This is a genomic window from Rossellomorea sp. ABR4_004 (assembly GCF_056159585.1).
The window spans coordinates 152,896-172,604 of the sequence record NZ_JBSWVM010000001.1; the positions used below are offsets into that span (position 1 = coordinate 152,896).

General features: G+C 42.7%; 23 protein-coding genes and 1 riboswitch. All 23 genes read right to left on the reverse strand.

Annotation, left to right across the window (positions count from 1 at the left end; all coding sequences use genetic code 11):
* Positions 1-98: 98 nt before the first annotated feature.
* Positions 99-650, reverse strand: a complete 552-nt coding sequence (locus tag ACXAF2_RS00875; RefSeq protein ID WP_475136957.1) for a precorrin-2 dehydrogenase/sirohydrochlorin ferrochelatase family protein — start codon at positions 648-650, stop codon at positions 99-101.
* On the reverse strand, positions 631-1,386 hold the full coding sequence (locus ACXAF2_RS00880) for a sirohydrochlorin chelatase (protein ID WP_475136958.1): 756 nt from the start codon (positions 1,384-1,386) through the stop codon (positions 631-633). The genes ACXAF2_RS00875 and ACXAF2_RS00880 overlap by 20 nt, the downstream gene beginning before the upstream one ends.
* Positions 1,387-2,163: a uroporphyrinogen-III C-methyltransferase gene (gene cobA, locus ACXAF2_RS00885; protein ID WP_475136959.1), complete on the reverse strand. Its 777-nt coding sequence runs from the start codon at positions 2,161-2,163 to the stop codon at positions 1,387-1,389.
* A gap of 13 nt (positions 2,164-2,176) precedes the next feature.
* Positions 2,177-2,401: a DUF3906 family protein gene (locus tag ACXAF2_RS00890; protein WP_148968939.1), complete on the reverse strand. Its 225-nt coding sequence runs from the start codon at positions 2,399-2,401 to the stop codon at positions 2,177-2,179.
* A gap of 13 nt (positions 2,402-2,414) precedes the next feature.
* On the reverse strand, positions 2,415-4,025 hold the full coding sequence (locus ACXAF2_RS00895) for a nitrite/sulfite reductase (RefSeq protein ID WP_475136960.1): 1,611 nt from the start codon (positions 4,023-4,025) through the stop codon (positions 2,415-2,417).
* A 12-nt stretch (positions 4,026-4,037) separates the two neighbouring features.
* Positions 4,038-4,640: an adenylyl-sulfate kinase gene (gene cysC, locus ACXAF2_RS00900; protein ID WP_475136961.1), complete on the reverse strand. Its 603-nt coding sequence runs from the start codon at positions 4,638-4,640 to the stop codon at positions 4,038-4,040.
* A gap of 13 nt (positions 4,641-4,653) precedes the next feature.
* Positions 4,654-5,799, reverse strand: a complete 1,146-nt coding sequence (sat, locus tag ACXAF2_RS00905) for a sulfate adenylyltransferase (protein ID WP_475136962.1) — start codon at positions 5,797-5,799, stop codon at positions 4,654-4,656.
* A 41-nt stretch (positions 5,800-5,840) separates the two neighbouring features.
* Complete coding sequence (locus ACXAF2_RS00910; protein ID WP_475139057.1) at positions 5,841-6,902, reverse strand: inorganic phosphate transporter; 1,062 nt, start codon at positions 6,900-6,902, stop codon at positions 5,841-5,843.
* Between the two features lie 18 nt (positions 6,903-6,920).
* A complete protein-coding gene (locus tag ACXAF2_RS00915) occupies positions 6,921-7,619 on the reverse strand; it encodes a phosphoadenylyl-sulfate reductase (RefSeq protein WP_475136963.1) in 699 nt (232 codons plus the stop codon).
* Positions 7,620-7,719: 100 nt separating this feature from the next.
* Complete coding sequence (locus tag ACXAF2_RS00920; protein ID WP_262372569.1) at positions 7,720-7,875, reverse strand: YezD family protein; 156 nt, start codon at positions 7,873-7,875, stop codon at positions 7,720-7,722.
* Positions 7,876-7,961: 86 nt separating this feature from the next.
* Positions 7,962-8,067, reverse strand: a riboswitch (SAM riboswitch).
* A gap of 164 nt (positions 8,068-8,231) precedes the next feature.
* Positions 8,232-8,633, reverse strand: coding sequence for a MaoC/PaaZ C-terminal domain-containing protein (locus ACXAF2_RS00925; RefSeq protein WP_475136964.1), 402 nt, complete (start codon positions 8,631-8,633; stop codon positions 8,232-8,234).
* Positions 8,630-9,079 carry a MaoC family dehydratase N-terminal domain-containing protein gene (locus ACXAF2_RS00930; RefSeq protein WP_475136965.1) on the reverse strand — a complete coding sequence of 150 codons (450 nt, stop codon included), beginning with the start codon at positions 9,077-9,079 and terminating at the stop codon, positions 8,630-8,632. The genes ACXAF2_RS00925 and ACXAF2_RS00930 overlap by 4 nt, the downstream gene beginning before the upstream one ends.
* Before the next feature lie 21 nt (positions 9,080-9,100).
* On the reverse strand, positions 9,101-9,859 hold the full coding sequence (gene fabG / locus ACXAF2_RS00935) for a 3-oxoacyl-ACP reductase FabG (protein ID WP_475136966.1): 759 nt from the start codon (positions 9,857-9,859) through the stop codon (positions 9,101-9,103).
* A gap of 20 nt (positions 9,860-9,879) precedes the next feature.
* Positions 9,880-11,055, reverse strand: a complete 1,176-nt coding sequence (locus ACXAF2_RS00940; RefSeq protein WP_475136967.1) for an acyl-CoA dehydrogenase family protein — start codon at positions 11,053-11,055, stop codon at positions 9,880-9,882.
* Positions 11,056-11,100: 45 nt separating this feature from the next.
* Positions 11,101-12,075 (reverse strand): quinone oxidoreductase family protein, encoded by a 975-nt coding sequence (locus tag ACXAF2_RS00945; RefSeq protein WP_475136968.1) that lies wholly within the window; start codon positions 12,073-12,075, stop codon positions 11,101-11,103.
* An 11-nt stretch (positions 12,076-12,086) separates the two neighbouring features.
* Positions 12,087-12,863, reverse strand: coding sequence for an enoyl-CoA hydratase/isomerase family protein (locus tag ACXAF2_RS00950; protein ID WP_475136969.1), 777 nt, complete (start codon positions 12,861-12,863; stop codon positions 12,087-12,089).
* A gap of 23 nt (positions 12,864-12,886) precedes the next feature.
* Positions 12,887-13,963, reverse strand: a complete 1,077-nt coding sequence (locus tag ACXAF2_RS00955; protein WP_475136970.1) for a phosphotransferase family protein — start codon at positions 13,961-13,963, stop codon at positions 12,887-12,889.
* 15 nt (positions 13,964-13,978) lie between these two features.
* A complete protein-coding gene (locus ACXAF2_RS00960) occupies positions 13,979-14,395 on the reverse strand; it encodes an acyl-CoA thioesterase (protein WP_148968928.1) in 417 nt (138 codons plus the stop codon).
* Positions 14,396-14,473: 78 nt separating this feature from the next.
* Entirely contained in the window at positions 14,474-15,040 is a 567-nt protein-coding gene (locus tag ACXAF2_RS00965; protein ID WP_475136971.1) for a TetR/AcrR family transcriptional regulator, read from the reverse strand.
* Positions 15,041-15,084: 44 nt separating this feature from the next.
* On the reverse strand, positions 15,085-16,683 hold the full coding sequence (locus tag ACXAF2_RS00970) for a long-chain-fatty-acid--CoA ligase (protein ID WP_475136972.1): 1,599 nt from the start codon (positions 16,681-16,683) through the stop codon (positions 15,085-15,087).
* Between the two features lie 51 nt (positions 16,684-16,734).
* Positions 16,735-17,484: an SDR family NAD(P)-dependent oxidoreductase gene (locus tag ACXAF2_RS00975; RefSeq protein ID WP_475139059.1), complete on the reverse strand. Its 750-nt coding sequence runs from the start codon at positions 17,482-17,484 to the stop codon at positions 16,735-16,737.
* 18 nt (positions 17,485-17,502) lie between these two features.
* Complete coding sequence (locus ACXAF2_RS00980; RefSeq protein ID WP_475139060.1) at positions 17,503-18,732, reverse strand: acyl-CoA dehydrogenase family protein; 1,230 nt, start codon at positions 18,730-18,732, stop codon at positions 17,503-17,505.
* A 46-nt stretch (positions 18,733-18,778) separates the two neighbouring features.
* Positions 18,779-19,552, reverse strand: a complete 774-nt coding sequence (locus tag ACXAF2_RS00985) for an SDR family oxidoreductase (RefSeq protein ID WP_475136973.1) — start codon at positions 19,550-19,552, stop codon at positions 18,779-18,781.
* Positions 19,553-19,709: the final 157 nt, after the last annotated feature.

Below are 19,709 nucleotides of genomic sequence, written 5' to 3' on the forward strand. Positions count from 1 at the left end.
GAACTTGACAGTTTGTAAAGATTCATTTCTTAACAATATGTTCATTTTTTATAAAAACGTTCGTATAATGAGAAAACGGGCATAAAGTTTTACCCACTTTACACCCGTTCAGAAAGTTCCTTTAATCGTTTCCTTTTCTCCCCATCAGATAAGTCTGATGCCTTGATTTCTTTTCTCTTTGAAGCAATGAAACCAAGCTTTTCTATATAGGAATCATCAAATGGTTGGAAGATTTGATTGATAAGCTTTTTAGCTAAGAATGGACTTGCTCCGCCGGTTGAAACGGCAATCGTTAAATTCCCTTTCTGCCTATAGGAGACCATCTGCATATTTCCGCAATCACCGTCATCCACCACGCATAAAAGTTGGTTTTCCTCAGAGTACATTTTTACCTGTTCATTCACCCATCGTTCATTCGTGGCAGCGATGACAATAAAAGCATCTCGTAAATCATCTCGTTCCACTTCTCTTCTGATCCATAGAATCCTTTTTTCTTCATGTAATGCTTGAATTCCATCAACAGCTTCAGGACTGATGACTTTTATCATCGCTCCTTGCTCTAGAAATACAAAGAGCTTCCGATAGGCCACATTCCCTCCGCCTACTATCGTAACTTGTTTTCCGTTTACATCAATCATGACTGGCAGCATAGGATTCTCCTTTAACGCTGAGGGTTTCATTCACACGGTCCAGGAATGCTTCTTCCACAAGAGGGTCATACCCTAAATAATCACCCAGAATGATATGCGCATTTTCCGTTTGGCTGATCTCCCTTTCAATTCCTTTCATGAGTAACCCGGTAAACAACAAGTAAGGTATGAAAATGACGTTTCCATCTGTATTCTTAACAGATTCCAATGTTTCTGAAAAGCTTGGTGAGGCTGCTGTTAAGTAACAGGTCCTTACATCTGCTAACTTAGTCATGGCTTGCACAAGTTCAGCAAGGACTCCTAAATCCTTTGTAACATCGGGGTCTGAACTTCCTCTCCCTATCAATACGGCAACGGTCGATGAGTCAATTGAAGCAGCTTCGTGTATTTTCTTTATAACACTTTCAGCCATTTTATCGTGAACCCCAATGGGCTTTCCATACGTTACCGTAATCCAGGGATAGGCTTCTTGGCAGTTTTGAATTTCATCTGGAATGTCCTTTTTTGCATGCACCGCAGTCAAAAGAAGAAGGGGAACGACTGAAACATGTGAAGCTCCTTTTTCCACACATGTTTTAAACCCTTCTTCAATGGAAGGCGATGCCAGTTCTAGAAAGCTTATTTCCTGGATTTCCACTTCCACTTGGTTTTGGCACCTTTTAATAAAGTCTATGGCTTCTTCACGGGCTTTCGTAATACGACTTCCATGGCACACGTATAAGATCGCGGGTTTCATTTAAAGTGCCTCGCTCATGATCGATTTCTTTTCAAAGGTTTCTTCAAACCATTGAATCTTCTCCCGGAAACGGACCACTTCACCGATGATGATCATGCTTGGATTCTCAATTTTTTCTTCTTTCACTATATCGTTTATTGTTTCCAGCGTCCCTGTCACGGTTCTTTGCACTTCTGTTGTTCCCCAGTGGACGAGTGCCACAGGAGTATCCTTGCACTTCCCATATTGAATGAGCTTTTCTTTAATGTAAGGGAGATTCCCCACCCCCATATATATAGCCAGGGTATCGATTCCTTTTGCCAGACTCTCCCATTTTTCATCTTCTTGTTGATTGTTTTGTTTATGCCCGGTGACAAAGGCAACACTTGAACTGGATTCCCGGTGTGTAACGGGAATCCCTGCATAGGCAGCCGCTGCTATACCAGAAGTGATACCGGGGACGATTTCGAAGGGAATTCCTTTCTTGGCAAGTGCTTCTGCTTCTTCGCCTCCCCTTCCAAATACGAAGGGGTCCCCTCCTTTTAATCTCACCACTATCTTGCCGCTGGCAGCATAACGCACGAGAAAATGGTTGATTGTTTCTTGTTTCATCGTATGATAGTTTGGCAGTTTCCCGCAGTATATCAAATCGGCTCCTTTTTTCGCATAAGTGAGAAGCTCTTTATTCACCAGACGGTCATATAATATGACGTCTGCTTTTTGTATTGATTTCAATGCTTTTAATGTGATTAATTCAGGATCTCCAGGACCCGCTCCCACCAGGTAAACTTTCCCCATCCATTATTCCTCCTTAAGATTTGATGATTGTTTCCTGTTCATGCAGAACAAACCCTGCACCATTTCCCCGGATTCTACGTTTCTCGTAAAGAGAGATGTCTACCACATCAGGTTTTTTCAAAAAATACTTCTCCAGTTCTATTTCTACTAGATCAAATGCCAACTCATCTGATTCTGCCGCAACTACGACAATTGTGACAAAAACCCGAGTAGTGACTTCAAATCGATACAAATTCATCCCAGGTCCCTCCTTAAGCTTCCTGAAGTAATTTATCTAACGATTCTTGAAGGGGAGCGGTACCAACCCGGTTGATGTAGTCAAAAAAGGCTTCTCCCGGTTCTTTTGTTTGTTTAAAATGAAGGAGCAATTGCTTGACCACCCCTGTCAGATTGCCGGCCTCCACTTTCCCTTTTAACTTTTCATTCAGTTTTCCACCGTCTTGAAGTGTTCCTCCGACGTATATTTCAAATGCTTCAATCATCTTCTTATCTTTCGTTCTCATTTTAATTCCTTGAAGTCCGATATCTGCTATTTGTCGTTGACCGCATGAATTCGGGCATCCCACCATGTGGATTCTGACAGGGACATCCAATGAAAGTTCCTGATCCAATTGATTGGCGATTTGTCTCATCCGTTCCTTCGTTTCCACTAAAGCTAAATTACAATATTCGATCCCTGTGCATGATACGGAATACCCGATGAAGGATAGGGGACTTGTTGAAATGCGATCAAAGATTTTCTCAGAAAGCAAAGCAGCAACGTGTTCATCTGGTATATTGGGAATGATAAGATTTTGAGAGTTACAGTTTCTCAGTTCTCCATTCCCGTATTTCTTGGAAATCTTCGCGAGCTCATATACTTCATCTGAATTTAAGCGTCCTACCGGTACATTCAGTCCCACATAATTGAGTCCTTCCTGTTTCTGTGGATGTACTCCGTAGAAATATCCCGCATTCCACCCTTCCACGGCATCCACTCCAGCAGGTAAAAGCTCAACATACTGTAATAGAGTTTCCTTGAATTTCTCTGGACCCCAATCGGCCATTAAAAACTTTAACCGGGCCAAATGTCTTTTTTCCCGATAACCGAAGTCGCGAAAAATCGTGGTGACGGCTATCGCAACTTCCTTCACTTGGTGAGGAAGGATGAATACATCCAACTCTTGCGCGAGGAATGGTCTTGCGGACAATCCTCCACCAATCTTCAGATGGAAGCCGACTTCTTCGTTACCGTCTATCAGCTTTTTTGCCGGAACAAAGGAAACACAATTGATTTCAGCATTCGACGCATTCTTGATATTTGCGGAGATTGCTACTTTATATTTTCGAGGTAAATTTGAAAAATCTTCATTGTGTTGGAAGAAATCATATACGTCTTTTACAATGCTCCTTGTATCGAAAAGTTCATCAGGATCGATTCCTGCCAAGGGGTTCCCGACGATATTACGTGTAATATCACCACATGCACCGGCAGAAGACAATCCGACCTTTTCCAGACGATTAAAGATGTCGGGAATCTGTTCGATCTTCAACCAGTGAAATTGGATCGCCTGTCGGGTGGTGATGTCATAGACGTCTCTTCCATACTCTTTACAAATGGCAGCAAGCTCCCGTGCCTGTTCATAGGTCAGGATGCCCGACGGGACGTTCACTCTCATCATGAAATAGCCGTCTTCCTTTGGTCTTTGTAAATATAAACCTGCCCATTTAAACTTATCCCACTCTTCTTTCGGAATCGAAGAGAATCCATTTTCCGCATAATATGGAATATCTTCAAAGATAGACAACCCGTCTTTCTCCAGTTTCCATTGTTCGGTTTTATTCAATTTTTCATTTGACTCCCATGATTTTGAATATGCCATGCTTTTCTCCCCCTATATAAGCTGTTTTTGGTTTAATACAGTTAGTAAGTATTCCACGCATTCTTCAATTGAATGTTTCTCTGTATCCAGTACCACTTCCGGTTTTTCAGGTGCCTCATAAGGAGCACTGATTCCTGTGAAATGAGTGATTTCCTCTTTACGGGCTTTTTTGTACAATCCTTTTGGATCACGTTTTTCACATTCTTCTAACGAACAGTGCACATATACTTCGATAAATTCATCAGTCTCCACTAAACTTCGTACGAGAGCACGGTCTTCCCTGTAAGGTGAAATAAAGGCCGTCAGCACAATTTGTCCGCTATCGATGAAAAGTTTGGACACCTCACCGATTCTCCGGATATTCTCCTTACGATCTTCTTCCTTGAATCCCAAATCATGATTTAATCCATGACGGACATTATCTCCGTCCAGAACATAGACTTGTTTTCCTTGTTGGAAAAGGGAGTGAGACAATGCATTGGCTACACTCGATTTCCCTGAAGCGGATAAACCCGTGAACCATAATATAAAGCTTTGATGTCCATTTTTTTTTCGTCTCTCCTGTTTCGTTACTGCAGTTTCATGCCATACGATGTTTCCTGTTTTTTCATTCAACCCCGTACCCTCCTTAAGTCGTATGTCCAGCTTCTTGTTTTAGACCTCTAATCAACACTTCGATTACTTCAGGGCGACTGAACGTTGAAGGGGGAACTTCCCCGTTGCGGAGCATCCCTCTCACTTTTGTCCCTGATAAAATAACGTGGTCGGTCTTATTATGAGGACATGTTTTCGTAGTCGCCATCCCTTCGCATCTCTCACAGTAAAAACTATGCTCAAAGCGGAGAGGGGTAATCCCTATCTCACCTTCACTGAACTGATCAAATATTTTCTGGGCATCATACGTTCCATAATAATCCCCAACACCTGCATGATCTCTTCCGACTATAAAATGCGTGCATCCATAATTTTTTCGTACCAGTGCATGGAAGATGGCTTCCCTTGGACCCGCGTACCTCATGGCAGCAGGGAATACTCCTAAAAACACACGATCTTTAGGGTAGTAGTTTTGTAACAGAACTTCATAACTCTCCATTCTGATGCCCGCTGAGATATCATCCGCCTTTGTTTCGCCAACCAATGGATTTAAGAAGAGTGCATCAACGGTTTCCAATGCCGTTTTCTGAATATACTCGTGGGCCCTGTGAACAGGATTTCTCGTTTGAAATCCGACAATCGTTTTCCATCCCTTTTCCTTAAACAACTTTCTGGTTTGGCTTGGGTCAAATGTATACTCGGTGAAAGGTTTGGAAATACGTTTAATAAGACTGACCTTCCCACCTACATACACATCTCCCCGTTGGAATAACTTCTTGACACCTGGATGATCCGCGTCGGTCGTTCCGTATACGAGAAGAGCTTCTTTCTGTTTATCTGGTTCATAAATATCCTCTACTTCAATGAGTCCATAGGTTTCTCCCTTATAAACAAGACGGCTCTTAAAGCCTTTCTTTACGTCTCCTGTTTTTTCTTTTGCAATGGGCAGGGTAATCGGGATGCTCCACACATTGCCATTTCCCAATCGTAACGTTTCCACCACTTGTTGATAATCTACTTCGGTCAAGAATCCACTTATTGGGCTGTAAGCACCTATTCCAATGAGTTCCAAATCACTTAACGCGGTTTCGTCTAAAGGAATCTCATGGAGAATATCCTCATAAGGTTCTTCTGGTAAATATGATTGAACAAGCTTTCCTCCGTGGGGCTGTAAACTCATCATTTATCCTCCTTAACATATTGTTTTAATCGGAATTAAGATTAAATTCCGCCTCCGTCTTCGTGAACCGATCGCCTTTCTTCATTGATCACTCGCATGAGGGATAATGCTCCCACAGTAGCGATAATGACGCTTATTGGAACCACGATCGAATACATATCGCTATCGATCACGAGCTTTACCAAAAAATAAGAAATACTGAGTGATATCAAGGGGGAGACCACCCAAATTTTGACGATTTTTTTGACAATTTTCTTTTGTAGCATATGTTTTCCGTTCTTCGCCATCCCGAGGCCGATGATAGAGGACGAAGTAACCTGAGTCAGCGGGATCGGTAATCCATACAGTGAGCTCACCATCACAAGGATCGCTCCTGTAGAGGAAATGACAATTCCTTCGGCTTTTGAATAGTGTGTAATTTTTTTCCCGTTTGTTTCCACTACTTTTTTCCCCAGTAAGACAGCTCCGAGGGCAACGAATAAACCTCCCAGCCAAATCCCCCGCGAGGGAGACATTAATCCCGCCCCCACTAATGGACCGATGGCGTTGGCTACATTATTCATCCCTGCCGAAAAGGCTTCAAAGAACCCTGTGATGATCAAAAGGTATGCAAGCCACCTTTTTTCAAAATGGAAACCGCGCTTTTCAAGCTTTACTAAACCTATACCGAATACCCACGTCACACCGAAGGCAATGATCGGGACAATCACCCAGAATGACATAATCGTTAAAAGTGACTTCACATAAAGAACTTGATATGCGACTCCGACTCCTACAACCGCTCCGACCGTTACTTCACTTGTAGACAGCGGGATCCCGATCACATTTGCCAGAAACAAGGAAATGGTGGCGGATAACAAAATGATGACCACGATTTTGATGGAGAGTACATGTTGAGGGATAATCCCTGAACTTATGGTTTTCACTACTTCTCCACCACCTAATACCGCCCCGCTCAGGACACCGGCTGCGCAGATCCATAATGCAACCCTGATGTTCTTTATGGCTCCTGCTCCATACGCAACACCCATCGATGCTGCCGCTCCACTGGCACCAATGTTCATAGCGAAAAACAAACTTATGATCAGGGCGAATACTTCAATCAAAGAATGTCACCTCTTCTAATGCAGACCGCATTCGGTTTTCCCTTTTCCTTTCCATCTTCCGGAGCGGAGATCATTGATGTCTATGGCTTTCGTTGTACAATGAAAGCATCCGATACTTGGATACCCCTGATCATGAAGTGGATTATAGGATAGGTTATGTTTATGGACATACCTCCAAATCTCTTTCCAGGTCCAGTGAATCAAAGGGCAAATCTTAACCGATTGAAACTTATCATCTTTATTGATGAATTCAACCCCACTTCTTGTCGGTGATTGCTCCCTTCTTAATCCTGAAATCCAGGCATTTCCTTTGGTTAAGGTTTCTTTTAAAGGATCGAGCTTTCGAATCTGACAGCATTTGTTCGGATTTCGCTCCCACAACTTATCACCATATGTTTCTGCTTGCTCTTGGATCGTCAATTCAGGCTTTTTCATATGAATGGTGATACCAGGATACTTCTCCTTCACCTTTTCAATCGTTTCGTAAGTTTCTTTGAAATGAACACCCGTATCAAGAAATACGATGGTTGCTTCAGGTTGTACCTTGGTTAAGAGGTCGATTAATACGATCCCTTCTATCCCAAAACTGCATGCATATACAACACTTTTACCATAATGTTCATACGTCCACTCAAGTACGTTTACCGCTCCTTTATAGACCGGATCAATTTCAAATTGGACCGATGGTTTTTTCCAAGTTTGATAGGTTAACATGATACACCCCTTTCCCGCTCATCCAAACAAAAAGAGGCAATAACAAGATAATAGGGATTTCCTTTATCTGTGTTATGCGCCTCTAGTTTGTCTAGTCAGCTTATTTAATTCGCACTTTCTCGTTTTTCTCCAATTGAATGACTTTACCGTCCTGCACCACGATAGTAATTGACCCGAAACTCATCGTCTTCAACATCGAAGTGATCTTCTCCACTACTACATCATACTGTGCTTCTTGATTATTTTCTTTAGTCACATGATTCCCCCAATTTTCATCTTATCCAGAAAAATCATGAATGAAAAAAACAACCTTCCATTTTGGAAAGTTGTTCAGGTAAGGATACCTTATCTTCCAAAATGACTTCACATTTTGCTGGAATTAGCACCTTACATAACGTAGGTTGCTGGGCTTCGCGGGGCCAGATCCCTCCACCACTCTGGATAAGAGTTATTAATTTTAATATTCTAAATAATATCACATTCTGCCGGGAAGTCAACCCGAGTTTTTCTATCGGATTTAAGTCTTTTGACTTATTTTTCTTGGAAATCTTTCATTCTCTTTATTTCTATTCGCTTTATGAAAGCTATAGGACACTATTTTGACAAGGATGATTAAAATAATTGAAATATCAATTTACCGTCAATCACTTTCTTCTGGTCCTGATTGACGGCAAAAACGTTAAAATGCAAATGATCCTCCTGTTTTTCTGATACTTCTGCACTCAATGTAATGACATCGTCCAAAAAAACCATCCCTTTAAAGCGGACGGTATACTCTTTGATAAATCCTTCTTCATAATGATCACTAAAAAGCTTGGAGACATTACCCATTGACCACATGCCATGGGCAATGACACCTGGAAGACCCAATTTATGTGCCTCATCATCGATCGTATGAATGGGGTTATAATCCCCAGATGCGCCTGCGTATTTGATTAAGTCGATTCTCGAGACTGGAGCTAATTCAACAATGGGAAGCCTTTCACCAATATTAAAGGATGATAGTTTAGTCATTTTCCCAACCTCTCTCTGACCGCTTCAGTGATAATGACGATCGCTTCGGAGGTGAAAATCCTATTCCCTCCTGAGTCTTCCCCTATATCTTCTATTACAAGAAAGCCAAGTGTTCCACCCGAACCTTTCCGCTCATAGTAATCTTTTATCTCTGTATAACACTGAATACATTCCCCGACCTTCAGTGGTCTTTCATAATGAAACGATTGTTCCCCATGAATTAATCCGACGTTAGGTAAATGAAAACCTTCAATCGTTCCATAGTCGAACACTCGTGGAAAAGTAGGGGGAGCAATATTCCCCCTGTATCTGGACCTTTTTCCTGCTGCTACATCCACATATATGGGATGTGGATCACCGATGGCTTCGGCAAACTTATGAACCGCTCCTTTTTCTACACAATTTTCTATGGAAGTTGAGCGTTTACCGATATAAGATTGAAACATATCCTTCACCTCTTTCCCCCATTAGGCTTTTGGCCCTCCAGCTACGTAGAGGATTTGTCCATTAACGAATGACGATCTTGCATCCGCAAAAAACGCCACTGCATTCGCTATATCTTCCGGTTGCCCGCTTCTTCCTACCGGAATGCCTTGAAGACTCGCTTCCACCAGTTGTTCAAAGGTTATTCCGATCCGTTTTGCCGTTTCTCTAGTCATTTCCGTTTCGATAAATCCTGGGGCGACAGCATTGGTCGTAATACCCAGAGGACCAAGCTCTATAGCCAGAGTTTTCGTTAAACCTTGAAGACCTGCTTTAGCCGTAGCGTAATTTGCCTGTCCCCGGTTACCGAGTGCAGAGGTAGAAGAGATATTAATAATTCGGCCATATCCGATCTTCACCATATATCCTTGCGCTGCTTTCGCTACGTTAAATGATCCTTTCAAATGCACATCCATGACCGTTTGCCAATCTGTATCAGTCATTTTAAACAGCAGGTTATCTCTGATGACTCCTGCATTGTTGACGACAATATCAACGGAGCCGAAAGTTTCAAAGACTTCGTTTATGGCCTCTTCTACCTCCTGGGATTCTACTACATTCGCAACCTTTGTATATAGCTCATATTCGCTCAATTCCTCACTGACTTCCAAAAGTGCTTTTTCATTCACGTCAAGGATGGCAACTCTTGCCCCTTCTAGAGCAAAAAGCTTGGCAATCGCTTTACCGATCCCCCTGCTCCCGCCTGTTACTAAAGCTACTTTCCCTCTGAATCGTTCACCCATTCACATTACCTCCCTATCCTTTAAACAAATTGGCCCACTTTCACATGCCCTTTTAATAGATTCCGTGAGATGATCAGTCTTTGAATTTCATCAGTACCATCATAAATCCGCCACAATCTTGCTTCACGGTACCAGCGTTCGATGGGAAGCTCTCTTGTGTAGCCCATCCCTCCGTGAATTTGAAGGACCCGATCCACTACCCGATTGCCCATGTTGGATCCGTACAGCTTGGCAATCGATGCAACATGGCGATTATCTTCTCCTTGATCCAGTGTGAATGCTGCATTTAGCACAAGCCATCTGGCAGCTTCGATTTCCACGGCAGAATCAGCGATCTGCCATTGAATCGCCTGTCGATCCGCTATTGGCTTTCCAAATGTCTCCCTTTCCTTGGAATAATCAATCGCCATTTGCAGTAAACGTTCTGCTGCGCCTACCGCTTGTGCACCCACAATCCAGCGTGCGAACCCGATCCATTCCAGGCCAAGATTGTAGCCACCATCGATTTCACCCAGAATATTTTCTTCAGGCACACGCACATCATCAAAAAACAGACTGGCAGGCCCCCATTCCCCCATGGTATGAATGTATTCAGATGTCCAACCCATGCTTCGATCAGCAATAAAACAGGTTACTCCGTCCCGACCCGTTCTACGATGCTTTTCCTTATCAGTCACCGCCATGACCATGACAAAGTCTGCTTCATTTCCGCCCGTAATAAAGGTTTTTTCACCATTTAACACCCACTCATTTCCATCCTTCACTGCGGTCATCCGGATGTTTTGGGTATCGGACCCGGCTCCCGGTTCCGTCATGGCGAAGCAGGACTTTTTCTCTCCATTTATCGTGGGAAGCAAATAGGTTTTTTTCTGTTCTTCGTTAGCATAGTATAGAATGTTATCTGCATAACCACCGAAACTGAAAGGCACAAAGGTTTTGGAGATTTCCATATAAACAATCGCCATCATCATTTGCCCGAGATCCGCTCCGCCGTACTCTTCTGGTGTATTGATTCCCCAGAACCCCGCTTCCTTTGCTTTTAACTGCAGCTCATTTCTTTTCTCCGGGGAAAGACTTGGTTTTCCTTCCCGTTCATTTCTTAGCACTTCATTTTCTAATGGTATTAGTTCTCTCTCAACAAATTTACGGATCGTTTTTTGGATCATCCTTTGTTCATCTGATAACCTTAAGTTCATCCAGATTCCCCCCTATAAGATGGATCGTATACTAACCAGCTAGTATTATGGCTGCAGGATTACCTTTCCTACCGTTTTTCTTGCTTGCATGAGTGTATGAACCTTAGCTGCATCCTTTAAAGGAAATACATGACCAACCGTTACTTTCAATTCCCCTGACGCGACATAATGAAAGATTTCATGAAGGGTTTTCTGCGTTAGTTCAGCATCTCTCATAAGAGGAGGCAGGAAGAACCCAATAACAGACTGATTCTTTGCCATCAAAGAAGAAGGATAAAACCTGCTCTGCTCCCCGCTTGCTACTCCGTATATGACCATTCTTCCGAAATAATCGAGACATTTTAACGTTTTATAGAAAATATCACCGCCAGCCATCTCCAATGCCAGATTTACACCCTTTCCATTTGTAGCTTCTAAGACATCTGCTTCCCAGCCATCTAGAGTGTAGTTGACTAATACGTCTGCCCCCATGTCCCCAGCAAGACGTAATTTTTCTTCTGTACTTGCCGTAGCGATGATCTTACCTGCTCCAAAACGTTTTGCCAGTTGGACGGCAAGCAACCCAACTCCACCAGCCGCTGCATGAATCAGAACGTTTTCTCCCTGCTGCAACCTACCTAAAGTTTTTAATATATGATAGGCACTTAATCCTTGAACAGGTATGGCGGCCGCTTCTTTGAAATCCAATCCATATGGGAGCGGAATCACCGAACGCTCATCTGTAATGGCAAATTCTGCATAACCTCCGGAATCCATCATGGCTACAACACGGTCTCCCTTTCTTACTCTCGTCACATCTTCTCCCACTTTCTTGACGATTCCCGCCACTTCAGAACCCGGAATATATGGTAGTGGAGTTTTTACCACATATTGACCTTCCCGTCTTGCTGTATCAGCATAATTGACTGCTGCTGCTTGAACTTCAATAAGGACTTCTCTCCCTCGTGGCGCAGGAACATCTATATCCACATTTTCTAATACATTAGGGCTTCCAAACTCTCTGAACTGAATGGCTTTCATCCTGATCCCTCCTATTTTCCCGTAAAAGTTGGCATTCTTTTGTCTTTAAATGCTGAAACTCCCTCAGCATGATCTTCAGTTGAAATCATCATGGTTTGTGTGATTCGTTCTTGTTCGAGTATTTCATGCAATGATGTGGTGAATGAACGATCAATCATTTTCTTCATCATTCCATATGCTTTACTCGGCCCCAAGGCTAACTCTCCGGCCCAATCAGTTGTTTCCTCTTCAAGTCTTTCAGATGGGACAATACGGTTTACCACACCTAAGTTATACATTCTTCCGGCAGCCACAGGTTCTCCTGAAAAGAAGAATTCTTTCGCTAAATGTGGACCGATGATGCGTGGAAGAAAATACGACCCTCCGCCATCAGATATAAGACCTACTTTAGAGAAGCTTAAAGCAAATTGACTATCTTCTGAAGCGATAATCAAATCGCAGGCCAGGGCTAAATTAAATCCGGCACCTGCTGCAAAGCCGTGTACCGAGGCGATGACCGGTTTATCTAATTCTTTTATTGCTTTAATGCAATTATTTAATATCCCGATGTGTTCATAGACTTCAGTTGATGTGGCGCTCCCCATCGTTTTCACGTCGCCGCCTGCAGAAAAGGCCCTCCCGGCACCGCGAATCACAATGACTCTGATTTCCTGATTATGTTCTGCCTGCTCCAGTGCTTCAACGATTCCCGTAAGCATGCTCTCATCAAAAGAATTCAAGCTATCAGGTCTGCTTAATGTCAATGTAAGCACCCGGTCAGTGGTTTCTATTAGTAAAGAGGATTTCATCGTTTTCGTTCATCTCCTTGTATTTATTCCTGGCGATCGAATGCAGCTTGGTTTCCAAGTGTGATCAAAGATTCCGCAAACCGATCAAATTGAGAAAATCGTGAATCTCTCGTTTGCCCCATCTTAAAGCGGTAATAGATTTGTTGCACAATGACTGCGAGCTTAAAATATGCAAAAGATAAATAAAAATGGATATTGTTCACGTCTCTGCCGCTTTTCCTGGCATATTCTTCGATAAATTGCCTTCTGCTGTAAAAACCGTCCATGATCGTTATTGGAGGCTTCCCAAGACCGAATTTTAATAACTCTGGATCATCATTCTGTATCCAATACCCCATAGCGACACCTAAATCTGCAAGAGGATCGCCGACGGTCGCCATCTCCCAGTCAAATAACCCCACCATTGATTTCAGGTCAGATGAAAACATGGCATTGTTTAATTTAAAATCATAATGAATGATGGTCGATTCAGCATTAGCTGGAACATTCTTTATCAACCAGTTTGTCAGCTGATCGACTTCGCGGATCTCACTTGTTTTGGCACGCTCGTAACGTTTGATCCATCCGAATACTTGTCTTTCCATAAAATGTTCGGGCTTGCTGATTTCATGAAGAGTTGTTTTTCGGTGATCAATGGAATGAAGTTCAACCAGTTTAGAAACCATTTCCTCCGATATTTTCCTGCACACATCTGATGTCACATGGAGATGCGGGGGAAATGAAGTATCAAATACTTCACCCTTTTTTCTCTCCATGATAAAAAATGGGCTGCCTACGATCCTTTCATCATCAGAAAATACATATGGCTCCGGTGTAACCCCGAATAATGGTTGAATTTCTGAAAGGATCCTATATTCTCTTTTCATATCGTGGGCCTTCGGGGCGACGGGTCCTAATGGAGGGCGTCTCAGTACACCTTCCCATTCACCCATTTTAAGTAGATACGTAAGATTTGAGTGTCCCGCAGAAAATTGTTTAATTGAAAGCTCTTCATGAAGGAAGTGAGGGAAATGCTCATTCAAAAAGCTTTTTAGATTGGTGGCATTCAGCTCTTCTCCTTCTCGCACCGATACCGTTTCATACCCTGTTTTTTCAGACATCTTACCCCTCCAACATTAAGAATATTCAGTTTTTTCTGAGTGCAGATGCGTGTTTAACTGCGCCTTTAACAACTCAGGGATCATTTTGCTTTGCTGCTCAAGGAAATCAAAATAAACGATAACCGCATTTCCCTTTGCGATCAATTGATGGGTGTTCGCACATAAGATATCATGCTCTAACTGAAAGCTCTTTGATCCAATTTTTGATAGATAGGTGGTGATCTTCAGCTCTTGATTAAAATACCCTTGTGATACAAAGTCGCATTTGGTAGAAGCCAGAATAAAACGCCAGTCTTTCACATCCATATCAAATCCGAGTGATTGAAAGAATTTAATTCTTGCTTCTTCTAAATAAACAAAATAAGTTGTATTGTTGATATGACCTAATGCATCCGTTTCGCAAAATCTACTCGTTACCGTAATGGTTTCCATTAGTCCGCCATCTCCCTATATAAATACTAACCAGTTGGTATGTTGATTCAAAAGGAAACCCTGTAGATGATTTCCCTTTTACGCTGTCTCAATCCCTTTTAATACCATATTCACAAAAGTCCGGGCAATTTCTTGATCGGATTTCGCACCATCAGGCTTATACCATTGATAGCTCCAATTCATCATACCGAGAATTCCAAAAGCTACAATCGAAACGTCAAAGTCCTCATGAAAGTCTCCGTTCTTCCTACCTTCTTTCAGGAGAGTTTCAATATTATAGCGATACATATCCCGCTTAGGCTCAATGGCATCCAGACTTTCCTTGCTCAAGTGTCTCATTTCTCTAAAAAACACTTTCGCACTGGCCCCTTGCTCTTTGATGTCCAGAATGGAAAGATGGACTATATCATAAAGTTTTTCCATGTAGCTCTTCCGCTCATCGCCAAGAACTTTATCCTGTTTAGATAATAAGCCATCAATATAGCGCATGTGAATTTCCTTTAGCAGCTCTTCCTTACTGGAAAAATAGTAATAAAATGTTCCTTTCGTTACACCGATGGATTCTACGATGTCCTGTATGGAAGTAACGGTAAACCCTTTTTCATCAAATAAGCGTACAGCATGTTCTGTAAGTTTTTCTTTCATCTGAAATCCTCTCAATCTGCAAATATCACCTGAATTATATCATATTACGTCACGCTTTCACGCAGAGCTCTACGTAATATTTTCCCAACACTCGTCTTTGGAAGCTCCTCACGAAACTCAATGATTTTTGGAACTTTGAATGATGACATGTTCTCCTCACAGAAATGAACCAATTCTTTATCAGTTGCCTGTTCTCCTTTCTTTAAGACGATCACTGCTTTTACCGTTTCCCCTCTATACGAGTCCGGGACACCGATTACGACAGCTTCCTGTACGCTTGGATGCTCGTATATGATTTCTTCAACTTCCCGGGGATACACATTGTATCCTGATGCAATGATCAGATCTTTCTTTCGGTCCACAATCGATATATAGCCTTCTTCATCCATTCGGGCGATGTCTCCCGTGTAAAGCCAACCATCTCGAAGGGCGTGAGCAGTCTCTTCAGGTAAATTCCAGTAGCCTTTCATGACTTGAGGGCCTTTAATAATGAGTTCACCCACATCGCCTAAAGGGACCTCCTTGGTGCCAGTTGCTAAATCGACTACCTTATAGTCTGTGGATGGGAATCCAATTCCGACGGTTCCCGGCTTTCTTTGTGCAAAAGCGGGGTTGCAATGAGTCGTCGGTGAAGCCTCTGATAATCCGTATCCCTCTAATATTTTTGCTCCTGTTTTCTTTTCGAATTGATTCAATAACTCAACTGGCATCGGGGCGCTTCCGCTATTACAAATCTTAATTGAATCAATGCCGTACTCTTCTGCATGGGGATGATTGGTGATCGCCACGTACATGGTCGGCACACCTGGAAACAGGGAAGGTTGCTCGTTCTTAATCGTTGTTAATACTTCGGTCAACTCAAACCTCGGGAGCAAGATCATCTCATTTGCTGAATAAACTGCAAAGTTCATACAGGAATTCATCCCAAATACATGAAAGAACGGAATCACACTCAGGCTTCTTTCTTTCCCAGTTTCAATGCTGTCTTTAAAGAAGAGTTGACTTTGAATGACATTTGAAAGAATGTTTTTATGAGTGAGCATGACTCCCTTTGATGCACCGGTAGTTCCACCCGTATATTGAAGGACTGCCACGTCTTCTTCAGGATTGATCGACACCTCGGATACTTCACCATCCCCTGCCATTAAAAATTCATCAAATGTGTAGTCCGAAGAACTGTTTTCCCCCTGGAGGCTGACTATGATAATCGTTTTGATCTCTGTTTCCTGTTGTATGGATTTGACCATTTGATAAAAACGGTCCAATACGACGATTGTCTCAGCTCCCGAGTCATTTAACAGATGGATTAATTCCCTTTCAACTGACATCGGATTCACCTGAGTGACAATTCCTCCGAAAGTAAGGATTCCATAATAAGAGATCACATATTGCGGGCAGTTGGGGAGCATGATCGCCACCCTGTCTCCTTTCTTCAATCCAATATGTTGAAAGGATGAACCAAGCATGGAGACGGCACCTTGAAGTTCACCATACGTTATCCGCTTTTGATAAAAGCTAATACATGGATGATCCGGGAATGAAGAAACGGTATGTCGAAGCATTTCTGGTATTGAAAAATCAATCGCAGGAATTTCAGTCTCATACGCTACAGGGTAATGACTGAGCCAAGATTTAGTTGTCATAAAATCATTCCTTCCATTTCAGATTACTCATATGCTAATTCTGAATGTACCTTAAAAGATTAATCCTCCACCATCAACAGATAGTGTGGCACCGGTTATAAAGGAAGCCTCATCAGAAGCTAAAAACAGAATCGCTGATGCGACTTCTTCTGGATTTCCAATCCGTCTTAGAGCATTTGATTGAGAGATCGCCGACCATTTCCTCTCATCTTTCTTCCAACCATTGATGATGTTCGTATCAATAACCCCAGGCGCTACTGCATTCACTCGAATATTATCCTTTCCATATTCCAGGGCAGCATTTTGTGTCAGTAGGATGACACCTCCTTTTGCCGAATTGTAGGCTGACACGTATTTGCGGCCCTTTAAACCGAGAAGGCTGGATACATTCACAATTACACCATCTTTTTTCATCAATTCAGGTATGGCATACTTCATTCCCAGAAAAATGCTCTTTAGGTTTGTATCCAATACGGCATCCCATTCGTTTTCGTCCAGATCAATACTCCTGACTTCCGACTGTCCGATTCCTGCATTATTGATAAGGATATCGAAACCTCCGAAATGTTCTACCGTTGTATGGACGAGGGATTGAATGCTTTCACTTTCCCGCACATTCGTCTTGACAAAGAGTGCACTTCCTTTTTTTTCGTGAATGAGTCTGACCGTTTCTTCACCACTTGCATCATCCAGATCTGCTACGACCACAGCAGCGCCTTCTTTTGAGAACTTTAGTGCTGTAGCGCGCCCAATTCCTCCTCCTCCTCCTGTAACAACGGAAACTTTCCCTTGTAATCTCATCATCATCCAACTCTCTTTCTAGCTCTCTACAGGAGAAGCTTTTTCGTGTTTTCTCAATTCCAACTTTGCCAATTGGGCGCGGTGTACTTCATCAGGTCCATCAGCAAGGCGCAGTGTACGGGCATTTGCCCATTGAGCTGCCAACGTGTAGTCATCCGATACTCCTGCTGCCCCGAACGCTTGAATGGCCCGGTCAATCACACGTAAAGCCATGGAAGGAGCTACCACTTTAATCATGGCGATTTCCTGTTTCGCTGCTTTATTGCCGACTGTATCCATCATGTAGGCTGCTTTCATTGTGAGAAGTCGGGCTTGTTCGATTTCAATCCTTGAATTCGCAATCCATTCTCTTACGACCCCCTGATTTGCCAACGCCATTCCAAATGCATCACGATCCTGAACACGCTTACATAATTCTTCAAGTGCCCGCTCTGCTGCCCCGATTAATCTCATACAATGATGGATTCGCCCCGGTCCTAATCTTCCTTGTGCAATAGCGAAACCTTTTCCTTCACCCCAGATCATATTTTCTAGAGGGACTCTCACTTCGGTAAAGGTGATTTCTCCATGACCATGAGGGGCATGATCGTAACCGAACACAGGAAGCATACGCTCAATTTTCACACCCGGTGTATTAAGCGGGATGATAATCATTGATTGCTGTTCATGACGACTGGCTTCTGGATCAGTTTTTCCCATCAAAATTGAAAAGCTGCACCGAGGGTCACCGGCGCCAGATGACCACCATTTCTTCGCGTTAATGATGTATTCGTCTCCATCCCGGATGATACTCGCCTTTATATTCGTTGCATCGGAAGACGCGACATCAGGCTCAGTCATAGAGAAACACGAACGGATATCACCATTTAGAAGTGGGATAAGATATTGTTGTTTTTGAGTGGGCGTCCCATAACGTTCCAACACTTCCATATTTCCTGTATCAGGAGCATTGCAATTAAACACTTCAGGGCCGATCAGAGATCTCCCCATGATTTCACAAAGAGGGGCGTATTCTACATTATTGAGCCCTGCCCCATATTCGCTTTGAGGAAGAAATAGGTTCCATAATCCCTGTTTCTTCGCTTCAGCTTTTAATTCTTCCATGATTGTAGGAACCCCACTCCAGCGGGTTTCATGCTGATTGAGCTGATTTTCATAGAGGGATTCGTTCGGGTACACGTATTCTTCCATAAAACGGGATATTCTATTTTGATATTCTTGTACTTTTGGAGAATAGGAGAAATCCATTACATCCATCCTTTCTTAACCACCACATGTAATACTTCCCACTTGGTTACATCGCTGAGGATCCACCATCCACGACGAGAACTGAACCAGTGACAAAGTCAGATGCACGAGCCGCCAGGAAAAGTGCCGCTCCTTTTAAATCATCTTCTGTACCGAATCGATTTAATGGTGTTCCGTTTAAAATGGCTTCCCCTGCATGAGATAGAATTCCTTTTGACATTTTTGTTGGAAAGAATCCCGGTGCAATTGCATTCACATGAATTCCGCGGGACCCCCATTTCACGGCTAGATCCTTCGTGAAATTGATGACCGCTGCTTTACTGGTGCTATAGCCAATGGCATCCATATAACGTGGGTCTGTACCTTGAAGACCTGCTACGGAAGCAATATTAATGATTTTTCCTTGCTGTTGCTCGAGCATTAATTTCCCCACGGCCTGTGACATAATAAAAGTACCGTTTACATTCACATTGATCACTTTATGCCAAGCGTCAAGAGGCATTTCTTCTGCAGGTGCCCCCCAGGATGCACCACTGTTATTCACTAAAATATCAATGCGGCCGAACACCTTCTTCGTTTCATCTACAACGTGCTGTACATCTTCAGGATTAGTGACATCACATTTCAATGCCAGTGATTGGACACCAATTTCTTCTAATTCCTTCTTCACGTCTTCACATGCTTCAACGTTTCTAGAGCATACTACAACGTTTGCCCCCGCCTCAGCAAACCCTGTCGCGATTTGTTTTCCGAGCCCCCTGCCTCCTCCAGTCACAAGGGCAACTTTACCTGATAAATCAAATAATTCATTCACATGCATGGTCGTTCCTCCTCATCTTTTACAGCATTTCATTCACACACCTCAGATACTAACCGGTCGGTATGTTCAATTCTATAGTAAAGAATATAGTCTGAATTTTCAATCATAATCACTGGAAATACCTAAATTTATTTTCATACAAAAGAAAAACTGACTC